The 13,175-nt window shown below is 57.4% G+C and carries 7 protein-coding genes and 1 pseudogene; 2 read left to right on the top strand and 6 right to left on the bottom strand.

Features of this window, described 5'->3' with window-relative positions:
• Positions 1-179: 179 nt before the first annotated feature.
• Positions 180-884 (top strand): hypothetical protein, encoded by a 705-nt coding sequence (locus HK24_RS08820; protein ID WP_086634154.1) that lies wholly within the window; start codon positions 180-182, stop codon positions 882-884.
• A 150-nt stretch (positions 885-1,034) separates the two neighbouring features.
• Here HK24_RS08820 and HK24_RS08815 read toward each other — a convergent pair whose 3' ends face one another.
• A complete protein-coding gene (locus HK24_RS08815; protein ID WP_086634153.1) occupies positions 1,035-2,030 on the bottom strand; it encodes a serine protease in 996 nt (331 codons plus the stop codon).
• A 589-nt stretch (positions 2,031-2,619) separates the two neighbouring features.
• Between HK24_RS08815 and HK24_RS08805 the strand changes: the two are divergent.
• Positions 2,620-2,811: pseudogene (locus tag HK24_RS08805) on the top strand (ATP-binding protein); the annotation flags it as partial.
• Between the two features lie 104 nt (positions 2,812-2,915).
• Here the strand turns inward: HK24_RS08805 and HK24_RS08800 are convergent.
• From HK24_RS08800 to HK24_RS08780, 5 genes are read right to left on the bottom strand one after another with little or no spacing between them, the layout of a single operon-like run.
• Positions 2,916-6,971: a hypothetical protein gene (locus HK24_RS08800; protein ID WP_198942101.1), complete on the bottom strand. Its 4,056-nt coding sequence runs from the start codon at positions 6,969-6,971 to the stop codon at positions 2,916-2,918.
• Complete coding sequence (locus HK24_RS08795; RefSeq protein WP_198942100.1) at positions 6,958-9,270, bottom strand: hypothetical protein; 2,313 nt, start codon at positions 9,268-9,270, stop codon at positions 6,958-6,960. Before HK24_RS08795 ends, HK24_RS08800 begins: the two co-directional genes overlap by 14 nt.
• On the bottom strand, positions 9,267-11,315 hold the full coding sequence (locus tag HK24_RS08790; RefSeq protein WP_086634152.1) for an AAA family ATPase: 2,049 nt from the start codon (positions 11,313-11,315) through the stop codon (positions 9,267-9,269). The genes HK24_RS08795 and HK24_RS08790 overlap by 4 nt, the downstream gene beginning before the upstream one ends.
• Entirely contained in the window at positions 11,312-11,845 is a 534-nt protein-coding gene (locus HK24_RS08785) for a hypothetical protein (RefSeq protein ID WP_198942099.1), read from the bottom strand. Before HK24_RS08785 ends, HK24_RS08790 begins: the two co-directional genes overlap by 4 nt.
• Positions 11,842-13,161, bottom strand: coding sequence for an SIR2 family protein (locus HK24_RS08780; RefSeq protein WP_086634151.1), 1,320 nt, complete (start codon positions 13,159-13,161; stop codon positions 11,842-11,844). The genes HK24_RS08785 and HK24_RS08780 overlap by 4 nt, the downstream gene beginning before the upstream one ends.
• Positions 13,162-13,175: the final 14 nt, after the last annotated feature.

Genomic DNA, 13,175 nt, shown 5'->3' with positions numbered 1-13,175 from the left:
CAATCAGCACGCCAAAAGCCCAAAATCAAAACCAAGGTACATCAACCAATAGTTCTTCGATCCCTCCACGTCCGCTTTCGGAAAAGCACTCTATGGCTTCAAATGTCTAAAACGTAGGCGAGTACCGCCTGTCTGCTTCATATTCCTTGAGCGGACAGGCAGTTCAGGGGGCAAACGGAATGTCCGCTCTGGATTTTATCCTTAAAGAAGCAGAAGCGCATGATAGATTAACAACATTTGACACTCTATATTCATGTATCGATAGTGTTTTCAAAAGGAATAAGCACATGCTTTTATGGAAAAAAGATTACATAGAAAAGTCAATGATCTTAATTGAAAAATACGAAAATGACAAAAATGAACACTATTGGGGAAAGGATTACACGTCAGAGGTCTCTGGTTTCGCCGTTGGTACGGCGAACTCTGTTAACCCTCCTGAAGCGCTTGAAAAATTATACGATAATCCAGCATCGTTAATCTCCATACATCATACTCATCCAGATGAAAGAGCACTTGGTTACAATGATTTAGAGTTATTACTCAAACTTGGAGTCTGCGAAATATGGGCATATACCCCAGACTTTGGAGTATATGGGGCAAAGTTAAATGACCACGCTAATCCTGCTGAGGTTAGAGAGAAATTAGACAAAACATTTCCTCTCACTAACGGAATGTTTGAAGATTACGTCGCATCATTATTATCAAGAGCATTCCAAATCTCAGAAAGTGATTTCGACTTGCTATTTCCATGTTCCAGAATGCTAGCTTTTGAAAGTCTTGGATTGATAGAGGCACATATCAGAGTATCTAATAACCTTAGGCAAAAATGTAATTTCTTTAACACATCTCAAATGTTATGTGAATGGATTAAGAAAAGTATTTAGCATTTTGTTGAGCCAACAAGTAGTCACGGGAGGGGAATCCTCCCTGTCTGCTTTTGGGAAAGCACTAAACTGACGGTAGGTCTCCCCGTCATCACATCGTGATAGCGGATTTCCTAGCTTAAGAGATCAGCAAAAACAATTTTGACCACCTCAACTTAACGGTTCGTGATTAAGGTCCGCGTTTATACAATACCTGCAGGGCTGTGAAAGAGAACAAACGCCGAAACAATCTTCTGCCGTGTCCTCATCTATTTGATAGCGCCATTCTTCCTTATGGTGGCACCAACGAAGACGCCATCCTTCCTCGGGATTGATCAAATTCATGAGCATGTCTCGACCCGGCCAGTATTCAGGCGGCCAAATCGGTTCAATCTCTACGGTAAGTCCGTCCCAAAGCATTGTCACCATAGTATAAGGAGCAGAACCTTCATTATCGGAACTGGTGACAATGCCGATCACGTGTCCATCAGCGTTAAGAACAGGGCCGCCGCTCATAGCCCCAAGAGTGACAATCTCCGCAGCAAAACAGGGGCGCGGCGCTAGAACTTTATCACGCCCGCTACCCCATACATCTATGACAGGCCCCGAACTGAGGAGAAAATTTCCACTTAGGTCAGGCAGATCATCGCCATCTTCAATAGTCCTCTGAGCTTCGCGTGGTCGGAACCCGACAGCAGTAACTATATCACCAACTTCGGGCCGTCTGGCACTTACTGCATAGTGCGCAATGCGTGTTTCAGGTCCGAGTTCGCAAGCATATGCTAGAGTCAGAACCGCGATGTCACTTCCTTCAGAATGTGAAATCGTTGTTACTGCCCAAGCAGTCATGTTTTGATCCATAATGCCGAAAGCGTACATCGGAGACATTTCGTCCTCGAAAAATCCATCATCTTTATGCTGTTGGATAACGTGGCCGGCAGCTATAGCTACTCCAGGCGCAATGAGTACCGCCGATCCGTATGTGTAGCTTACGCCGCCAGCGAAACCTGCTAGGATGAGAACTGCTCCCTGGAAAGCGGAAAGCGTTTCGGCGCGCTTCAAACCTGGCTTAGGCCAAGGTTTGAGTAGAAGTTCCTGAATCAGGAATTTCTGCCCGATTTTTAATTTCATCTGAGGGTCCGTTATCTTACCTGTGATCGTATTCATTTTTACTTGACGCCTTTGAAAGGTGTATCAATTTGCATTGTTAGACAGGTGTGTGATCACAATACTCTTATCAAGAGATTGAGATAACGGAATCTTTGCGATGCTGCCCTGGTCATTGCGCCGAGCGGATGTCGGCTTCCGTAAGCTCCCCTCCCCCTCAAATGTCCGGCATGTAGGCGTAAGCGGACCTACTGCTTACGCCTCATGTCGGTCATACAGCCTCCCATGCTTCACGCCCCGAAGCGGACAGTCCGTAATCACCATGAATGAATGCTGCTTCCTCCCGTCCGAGCGCATTCTCCGCTGGGCTGCATAAAAGCAGCCTTTCTGGAGAACGTGTCATGGAACAAGGCATACGCTTCCCATCACCCACACTGAAAACCCAAATCCCGTGGAACGCCGGCAAAATGGTCGGCGCCAAACGGGCTTTGAAAGAGAAACACGTCTGGGCCATCCGCTTCTGGCTGGCCCATGAGGGCCGGATCCGAGATCGGGCGTTGTTCGATCTAGCTCTCGACAGCGAGCTCAGGGGATGTGATCTTGTGACACTGCGCATCGGCGATGTCGTTACCAGCGGTCAGATCCGTGCCTGCCGTTCAGCGCCTCAGGTGGCGCTTTGCTGTTCCATCTGCTCAGCAAACTCTATGAGCAGACCAGCGTCGTCATCACCACGAATCTCAGTTTCCGTGAATGGGCCGACATCTTCGGCGACGCCAAGATGACAACCGCTCTGCTCGACCGGGTGACCCATCACTGTCACATCACAAAAGGAAACCAGAACCCGTTTGACGGGACACAAAAACCCCGCTCACATCCACAAAACCCGGGGCAGTTCTCGCTGGCATGCAACACCGAGCTGTCTAGCTTAACCGAAAGGCGACGAGATCACTTCTCGCCGGATGCGATGCGATCTCCGAGTCGTTTCCGGACGGCCTCTCGTAGCTGCACTTTGCCCAGGTCATCCAAAATCGACGCCGGCAAAGGTTCGGACGTCGAGAGCAAGTGCCGTCCGGGATGGTCCGGTTCGAGAAGGTCGAGAATGCGAGCGGCAGCGTCGCCGTCGCGTGGGGCCATGGCAGCGGCGCCGACGAGCAGCAGCGCGCGTCTCTTATTCGAGCTTGCGATCCGTTCGAAACACCGCACGGCTTCGGAGATTGCGGCATGCGCGCCGATAAGGTGAGCGGCCGGCGCGGCGAGAATAGGCGGCGCTTTCAGTAGATATGCGGGCGTTAGCTGGATGACGATAGAAGGATCGATGGCTTCTGCATCAGCCAGCGCATCCATGGCGTCCAGGCGGATCCATCGCGCTTCAGGAATGTTGACCAGGTTCGAAATCTTCTGCTGGATTCCAGCGCTGCAGCAATGGGCTGCAACAATGAGTGCGTATTGGCTGAGCGCTCGATCATCGGTCGTGTTGGCGAGATGCAGCAGCGCATCTCCAATTTCATCCGACAAAGGTTTGTTAGCCGCGAGCGCGATAACGGCTTCCTGAGCCACATCGTAACTCTCGGGCTCATGATGATGCGGCTCTGCGCTCGACCACGGGTCGTGAATCAGGCTCAGCAAGGTGCGGAGATGCTCCGGATGCGGGCGCTCGCCAAGGATGGAGACCAAGGCGCGCCGTACTCGACTACCAGGATCTCCCGCCATCGCCAGCATCGGCGGCGGCAATGGGTCCGGCAGAGTCCTCGCCAAATGCAGCAACGCCAAACGACGTGCATCGGCGCGATCGTGCCGGAGCGCTTGTTCGATCAGAGGGGTGTCGCCGATAGCGATTGCAGCTTCCGTTGCCTGTATCGCGTGTTCTTTGCGGGAAGCAACGGCAAGCCACTGCGCGATCGCGGCGGAGGCGTTGCCGCCACTTTTGAGAATGACTGGAACGACCAGCGCGAGCGCTTCCGCTTCCAATTTCGCTGCGCAGTTCGTCAGAAGAGCGAGGGCTCCCGGTCCAACTCGATGCGCAGTCTTCCGCTTGTTCGGCAGGGCGTTGGCGATCTCAGCCAAGTCTGGTTGCAGCGCATCGGCGACGCGCTTCAGCTTGCGCGCCCGGCCACTTTTTCCAAGCCGATACTGAGCGCGCCGCATATTACACAGCAAAAGTACCTGTCGTTCAGGATGCTCGCGTTGGGCAGCACACGCGGCGATCATCGCGGTGGGTGCGACGCTTAGAGCGGTGAGCGCGAGTTCATCGCGAAGGTCCGGAGCGAGCAGCCCGGCACCTAGTCGCTCGGTCAGCAAGGCCTCCAGTGCGGGGTGCCAGTGTTGTCGAACGGCGGCCCAGATATTGGGTTCTGCGTCGAGCCCCTTGCCGGCACTTATCAGCGCTCTAAGCTCATCTTCGCTCACGCGGTCAGCAGATCTGTGCAGATCTTGGGACCAAGCCTGAACCAATTCCGCAACGCGAGGGTGATCGGATAGAACTTGCCAGCGCCCCTCGGTACGAAGCCGGCGGACGTAGGCATCGACGAAGACACCTGACGTGTAACCGTCACCTTCATGGTTCCACTGTGCTGCTTCTTCGGCAGCATGGTCGCGTTCGCCATCCTCGATCGCGCGCCATTCTTCCAGGCCATCTTGCACGTATCGGCGGTGGATCGTGGCCAGATCGTCGAGCGATGCCTGAAGCACGCTTTCGAAGCCGACCAAATCGCGAATTGCCCCGGTCGCTACGGCATCTGCATTCAACTCGAACCCATTGCCCACCATCTGGCGTGCTGCATCCAGGTAGGCCGGCGTTAAATTGGGAGCGAAACGGTCGAGCCGCTGGGCAAAGCTGGATCCGTAGTTGCCTCTATCGAAACCAAGCACCTCCCGGATGAATCGTTTGGCAACTTGGGCCGACACAGGATCGGCCGCGACGGTCCGATACCAATCGTCGTCAAATACCGGGGGCTCCCAGTTCTGGTTGAAGACCGAAGCGCCGCGCTGTGTGCCTTTTAAAATCCAGCGCGCTACTCGGCTGGGGATGGATGCGTCGCTTCCGACCTCGGATGCAAGTTCAAGCAAGGGCGCAAATTTCGATTGTGGATCTAGCAGTCTCTCGTCGAGCCAGCCGTCGATCAACGACTGGCTGGCGACATCAATCTCGAAGGGCTGATCGATATCGCTGCGGCGTGAGAATGATCGGGTCATTTCCAGCACGCGCGCGGCTGTCTCCAATCCCCAGTCCCTGTGTGCCTCGGGCAACTGGACAAGGGCCGATATCAGGGTTTCGATGGCGGCTTCGCCCCGCAACCAGTTGGCGATGACAAACGCCTCGAAGCCTTGTTTGACGCTCGGATGCGCAAAGGCGACCACTCTTGCCGGCTGGCGGAGGTGCCGGGCGGCAACCATCCGGTCGACGACCTTGCTGAAGGCTTCGCTGAGGGGAGGGTCGAAGGCGCGCAGGGCGCGCTGGAGGGGGTGCATTCGCGCACGGTCGAACTGAGCCCGCGACGTCAGAAGTGCCCAAATGAGGGCGGAAGCGCCGGATGTGTCCATTGAGGAAAGCGCTCGAACAACGACGCCCTCAACTGCGTCGCGCTGCGCTAGTTCGAGCAGGCGGCGCCAAAACGCGTGGTTTGGCTCTTCTGCCTCGGGACCGCCCTGCAAATGACTGAAGAACAGTTCGAGTTCTAACGGCGTTTCGAGTTTTTCGAGCGCCTCCTTGCGGAACTCATACGCCTTCGTCTGCAGGGGCGCCGGCAGTTGGTCCATGCGATTATCATAAATATCGCCTAACTGGCCGTCGCGATATTGAACGGCATCCAGTTCTACGGACCAGGCGTCGAGACTGCTGCCAACGCCTGCGCCATGCAGCATGTCACTCCGGGTGGTGACCACGAATTGATGCCCCGGCGTAGCTTTCGCAAGCAGGCGCGGCAACTGCTCGGTCCAAGCCTCATTACCGCCTGCGAGGCTGTATTGTCCCCATGGATCGTCGACGTAGAAGAGAGTCGGACCGGTATCGACTACTTTGCGCGCGTTCGTGGGAGCATCGTCAGGACCAAGGCTGACAACATCTAACGTCCCGTCCCGACGCCTTGCCATGTCGCACAGCTTCAGTGCAGCTTGGGTTTTGCCCGTTCCCGACGGGCCACGAAGGACCACGGCATTTTTATCATTCAGCAGACGGACCATCTCGTCGAAATTTGCCGGCGCTACGAAGTGTTCGAGGCTTGCAGAACTGGCAAGAAAGCCGCCATGCGAACGCACGGTCGCGAGGAGATCGTCGCGGGTCCATATCCCTGGGGCGCCTCCTCTGGTGCGGCGCTTCGCTTCGAGGCGTAGCTGTTCAAGGAGCTTCTGCTGCTCAACCTTGGGAATATGCAGGAGGTCCGACATCAGCTCGCGGATGTCGGAGGCGAGCTGCTTTTCGGTGAGTCTCCCCCAGATCGCTACACGGCCTTCAGGGGAATTCTTCAGTGTCGCATGCAGGCTAGCGGGGAAGCTCTTTTTGTCGGATAGTTCTTCGAAGCCTTCGACAAGCAATCCTCTCGCGACGCCCGCGGCATCAGCATTGGTGACGAGGAGGTAGCGTGTGTTGAGATCGTCAAGATGATGTAATGCCTTCCGGCGACCACCTTTTTTATCGGAGCCGTGCTTGAGCAGCGCCTCAAAATTCTCGACCCGCCACGGTTCCCCGTTGTCCAGCTTGACCTGAATGACCAGTTTTTGATTGCCGGTCACAGTCGCGCTGGATTGCACGCGGCCGGGCACATTCGGTTGCAGATCCGCTTCGAGATCTTCTTCGTTTGCGGGTTCCAGGACCAAGCGCGACGCCGCCTTGGATATGAGGAGGAGCTGCAGGGCCGCCAGAATCGAGACGTCGAGCTGGTAGTCAAACCCCGCTTGAGCAGCAGCCGCTCCTCTCAAGGATTGCCTAGAAGGTGGCAGCGTTTGGGCAGGCGAAAGTTGACCGGTGTTTACAGCCTCGAAGCTGGAAGGCTCATTTGTCGACATCGTCGAACACCGAGCGTTTGGTGGCAGTCGGAGGCGGCGGCGGGGCGGCAGTCGATTTTTCGTCCTTCTTCTGTGTGACGATATGGGTCCAGTCTGTGGTGTCTTCAGCCTCTTCGTCGCGTTCCCGCTTGCGCTCCTCGATCGCCTTGACCGAACGTTTCACCTGCTCGCGCACGTTGCCGATAAGTGCGGCGGCATCGTCATCGACACCCATCGCCTCGACATGGTCCAGCACGCCAAGCAGCTTCTCAAAATGGCTGTCCGGCTCCTCGTCTAGGTCGGCATCAGCCGTAATCTCATCGATGCGCTCTTCGAGCGATGGCAGCACGGCAGTGCGTAGTCCAACACCCAAGCCGATCAGTCGGAGTGGTGGAATGAGGGCGAGCTTGTCATCCTCACCGAAAAACGATGCGTCGAAATTTTTGAGCGCGGCAGATTCAAGCTCGTCAGCGGCCTCCAAGCAGAGGTCGTCCGGAAGCAAATTAAATCGATGCGCACGGGCATAGGTGGCCACTCTCGGATCATTACCTATCGGTTCCGTGGGCCAGCATGAGCGGCGCAATAGTTCCGGCGATGAGGTTATCAATTTGGTGAAGACCGCGTCGCTGGTCCTGTACGCCAAGAAGAGGAACAGCATCCAATTGCGATGCAGCTCGTTGGGCGTGCGGCCGAGTCGGCCGACAAGGGCGTCGTCGAGGCTGGTGGGGATCACCAGCGCGTCGCGAATGAGCGATGAACCTTCACAGGTGAAGCTGCTAAGAATCGTGTCGATCGTCGCGCCGCGGATGAGTGCAGCCATCATGTGCGGCTTTTGTCGCAGGATCTCCGTCAACGCGTCGGAGATGGTGGGATGAGCAAATGTCCATTTGCTCCCGGAAAGCTTCAGGAACGAACCCTTCAGTTCAGCGAAGCAATCCTGAATGCGAGTCAGGGTGAAGCCCGTCAGTTCGGCGACGGCTTGCGCGGCTGAAGGATCATGATCGTTTGGGTCGAAGCCCGCTTGATGCACATAGACCAGGATAAGCGCGGCCTGAAGGTGGTCGTCTAACGCGTTGACGGTATCGACGAGATGCTCGCGCGGTTCCTTCATGAACTGGACGAGCGCGCTTTCGCGGGGCGCCAGGCTTTTCGTGAAGTTTGGATCGCCCATACGTTCGGCGATGCCCGGAAGGAAACCAGGTACGGCGGCGACTGCCTCGAGATGAGGCTTCACGCTCGATCGCCAACTCTGGGTCTGGGTGCCGAAGTTCACGTGATTATAAAGGATTTGCGTCTTCTCATCGATCGTCAGTTCACCAACACCGACGACCGCGCTTTCGTCGGCAAACTGCGGAAGGTTTCGTTGGCCTAACCGCCGCTTTGCCGCTTCGTAGATGTGCTTGCGCGAGGTGAGAAGGAAGCGGTTTCCGTGTGCGACGGCCGCTCGGAGCTTTAAAAAGGCCGATGCCCAGTCTTGGACGTAATCATCGCGAAGGACGTTCGAGCCAAACGCGTCGTCTATCCAGAAGAAGCGACGGGGATCGTTGGGGTTCCACCCGGCTTCGAAATCACGCGGGCTTGTCAGAGCTAGGACGGTATTATCGGCATTTTCCGAGGCGATCGTTGAGACGATGGCGCCAATCGCCGACTTTCCGCTCGATGGATTTCCGAGCAGCAGCACCACTCCATGTTTCGAGATGGCATTCACTGCGTCGCGATGGGCTTTGGTCGGGACATAGGTGCGTAATTTTGGAATCCAGCTATCCAGCAGCGCACGCGACTGTTCACTGAGGCGTTCGTCGATGATCGCCGTGAGATCTCCGAGGCCGTATACCTGTGGAACCAGAGCAAGGAGACGCGTGCTGCTCCTGATGACCCGAATGATATGCTGTCGGCCAAAAACATGCGCTTTGCGCACGCCGAGCGCCCGCAGCTTCGTGCGTGCGGCGACCACGACCGGCGCGTCCACGCTCATGTTGGTCATGAAGATGTATGTGTCGGCCTGACCTGCCTTAACCAGTTCCTCGACGTTCCCCAGCTCAGCGGTCAGATCTGAAACTTTCAGCGCTTTGCCGGCGTCCGACGTATGTTTGCATTGTACCGTGCCGATCGATGGAGCCGTGGGTCCGGAGGGGATGAGGAACACTGCATCCTGTCCGCCATCATTGGCTTCACGGAAAATCTCGACCGGCCGGCCGAGGACAACCTCGCAAACTTGCGAGCACAGATCCTGGAATGCGCGCCATCCGATTGTGTGAAGCGCGAGATCGCCCCAGGGACCATGCGCCCGACGCCCTTTCAACTCGGCCTCAGCGCTCATGCGGAGTTCACGCCTCGCAGAACGCCGTCCGGCATGGGGTAGATTTCCCGTTCCATGACGACGCTCGTCGCCCCCAATGATCCGAGTTCGATATCCACACGGCGGCCCCCTTGCGTCGCGGTGCTGATCAAGCGCCGCGACAGAAGATCGGCAAGAGCGGGATCCTCGACGGCACAAATGATCTGGCGCCCATCGGAACGCAGGGCCGCAAGGACCTCGACGAGGTGAAGCGCTCTGAAATCATCGATGTGTTGAACGGGATCGTCCAACAGGAGCGATCGCAGCGGCGTCCATGCGCGAGCCAGGTGGACGGACAGCAAAAACGCGAGGCCGGCTGCTCGGCGCTGTCCGCTGCTGAAGACGAATTGCGGATTCAGGCCATCGCCCACCTTCAGGCTTAGAAACCGGCGAACATCACCGCGGATGCTGTAGTCAATTGTGCGCCAGTCAGCGTGAGGACGCAGGCGCTGATATAGTTCGTTGAGCAGGGGGCTGATCTGAGCCAGTCGTTCATCAATGATCTCTGCGCTCACACGCCGGACTGACCGCTCGATTTCCCGCGCCGCCGTGACGGCACTCTGCGACTGGCCAACTGCTCGCGCCAGTTTCTCGATCTCATCCCTCAGGGCTGCGATATTGCTTTCGATCGATGACATCCGGGAAACTGCCTGCGAAGCCTCCAGCACCAGCAGCGCTCGCTCAAGGTCAATCAGCCGGTCTCGTTCAGACGCCACGGCTAGCTCAAGGCCCTCGGGGTCCTGAATATAGGCGTGATCGAGCTTCCAATGGTCGAAGAACTCGACATGCGCCTCCTCCTGCGCTCGCAGTCTTCGCAGATCGTCCGCGTGGGCCTGAACCGTGGCGATGGTCTTCTGAAGCGTCAGGCCGGGCTCGCGTGCATTTGCCTTTGCGCTCGCGAGATCAGCGCGTGCGGCCTGAACGCCCGACGAGAGTGATGCGACCCTCTTGCGCGCTATCGCTAGACCAGCCGCAAATTCTTCGGAAGTGCGGTGAGCCGCACAAAGCGGGCAGTGATCGTCATGCAGACCCAGGCTCTCGCCGTGCTCGACCAGAAGTGCGAGCGAGGCTGCGACTGCATCCATTTCTTCTTCACGTGCGAGGCGTTGCTCGTTGTCGGAGACTGCTTTTTGTGCCGCTTCATGCTCTCGCTGCGCTGCTTCATGTGCGGCGGTCGCCGCTGCGCGGGCGGCAACGGCATCTGCGTTGTTATAGGCGTCCTGCGCGGCCGCCATATCTCGACCGAGTTGGGCGGCCTCGCTCATGCGCCCCAATCTGGCGCGCCCGTCCGCGAGAACAGCCCGCGCTGCAGATAGTTGTGCGGTCAATTCGGGCGGCGCAGTAGGCGCTGCCGCAGCGACGACTTGCAGAGCTGAGGAAACGTCGCCAGATCGAGTCAGGGCAGTCTGTAGCTCTGACTGCTGTGTGAGCCGATCGGCTAGCCGCGTGCGGGCCGTCTCATAGGCTGTTTCATCCTTGCTGTGATTGGCCTCGGCAGCGGCAACAACCTCCTTTGCTTTGCTACCGGCTTCGGAGCCTTCCATCGCACCAAGCGCCGCACGGACGAGGTCGAAACGCTCTGTTTCGGTGAGGTCCAAACTCAGTGCTGCGATCCACTCGTCGCGGATTATTGACGTGCGGGTGAGCTGCTTGAGTGCGTCATCAGGCACTGGCCCGCTACACAACGCAGCTTCGATATCCTCCGGAGAACGATCGCACCCCGATTCCCGCGTCCGCGTGATCGTGAATGGCTCGCCGTCGTCACGGACGAACGACGCGATGACGTAATGCGCTTCGGGCACACCTTCGCCGCGCCACCACAAATAATCGCTCAGGCTTTCCTTAGCAGCCTTCTCTACAGAATATTTGTCGATAGAGCCCGTAATCGCGAACTCAACAGCATCACATACCGTGCTTTTGCCCACACCGTTACGGCCGGTGATGACCGTGAACCCGCGACCGAAGTTTATCCGCGCGACATCCCTGAACCCGCGGAAACCACATATTTCAACGAAATCCAGCCTCATGATTTCGCTCCCAGGATGCGAGCGACGTCCGCTGGCGTGGCCTCATTGAGGAAGGCTGTTACGGCATCGGGGGAGACTTCTTTCAGCCTAGTGCGCAGTCGCGTTTCGAAGTTGGCGGCGCCGAGCAGTGGCTTTGATCGAATGGATAACAGTGGCAACAGAGCCATCTCGACGTCATCGGCTGTCCTGATCGAGGCTCGCGCTATCTTTCGGGTCAGCGAGAAGTCTTCTTCTATGCGCTCAATCTCACGTCCTCTGCGCACATCGGAATCCTCCGTCAGGAAGAGGGAATAGACGTTCCACGCCTTGGCGCCGGCGCTGCGCAAAAATGTCGCGTGTCGAGCCAGCGCGAGCTTCTGCCGTTCTTCCCATGAACCAAGGAGCGCTTCTGCGGTGTCGAAGACATGCACAAAACCCATAAGCGCGGCATTTTCAAAGCATGTCACCGGCCCAAACGGTCCGGTCCATGCCCAGGTGTCATACTGGGCATCGCGCAGAAGGATTTCAGATTGGATGTAGATGTCCATCATATGCCCAACGCAGTTCTTGCCCCAGCGAGATCGTACCATTCGCCGCCTGCATCTGGACGGATGAGATCGCCCACCCGTCCGCTACGGATGACGTTGTCGGGAACACCCAGATCAGTCGCGCCGACGGCGACAACGATGTCGGCTTCCATTGCTGCCGGCGGCTCGACAAACCGCCCGCGCAGAGTGCCCAGCACTGTTTGCGCTCCGTTGACGACGCGGACGCTCCGGCCATTGAACTCGTAGCCGTCCGCGCTTTGCACAGCCCCAGCTTGACGCATCAACAGGTGGAAAAAGCCAAGGGCTTCCGGGTTGGCAGGACGCAGGAGCGTCGCAGGCTCCGCCGCTGAGACGCCTTCGGCATCCCGCCGCAGCCCGTACAAAGCCTCGCTATCGAAATCGGCGACTTCAAGCCACGCAGGATCGCATTGAACGCCGGTGGCCTGCTCAAAAGCGGCCCGTCCGGCATTCAAAACTTGTCGAAGATAATTGGATGAAAATGCCCGTCGCAGCTCGTCGAGCGCCGTCGCGCCGGACTCTTGCACGTGTTCAAACGTTACGTTCTGCGCGTGCGCGATCTGCCAGAGCTGCGGCGCCTTCTGCTCAAGGGTGTTTGTCGGCGACAGGTCGATCACGGTGATGGACAGCGGCTGAACATCAATCAAGGCGTCACCGATCACCGCATTGAGGTATTCCCAATCCGACCAGAAACCGACGACGAGGACATCCTTCTGTCGGATATTGGCGGCCATCCAGATCTTGCTGCGGGCGATACGTGCTGAAATGGTCGGATCGTTGAGCTGGGATGGCGCCCAGACCGTGGCGGGACGATCACGATGGGAGCACCCGTGAAACTTCAGCAACGGCGCCTGTCGAACGGTGTCGGAAGTGGCTTCGTCCCCATCGAGCGATCCACGAAAGTCGGCGCCATAGTCCCAGGCGCGTCTCTCAATCAGCGTGTCGTAGTTGCTCGATATGCCAGCTACGGCGGCGCGGATGATGAGGAAATCTGCGATGGCGGCATGGCCCGGGTTCGAAGGCCGAACAAAGGACGACCACGGGACGAGGTGCTCGATGAAGACCGATTGCAGGGTGCTGAGGCCAGCGAAGTGCTCAGCCAGCGCCTCAAGGTTCTCACGGAGCCCGACGTCGCAATTGGGGTCTGACTCAAGCCGATATTTGTCGAAGCAACGCTCCGCTACTGCTCGCGCGGATGGGAGGCTGCTTGGGGGCGCCATGGAAAGGCCGGCTCCGCAGACCACTAAAAGGCGACCCGCGTTCATGGATGCCAATAGCCGCGCGATCGTTTGCGGCGTCAAGCGCCCCTCCGTCT

Origin of the sequence: Gluconobacter sp. DsW_058 (assembly GCF_002153615.1) — a bacterium.
Taxonomy (GTDB): Bacteria; Pseudomonadota; Alphaproteobacteria; order Acetobacterales; family Acetobacteraceae; genus Gluconobacter; species Gluconobacter cerinus.
Note: the sequence above shows the minus strand (reverse complement) of the source record. Positions and strands in the feature narration are given on the sequence as shown.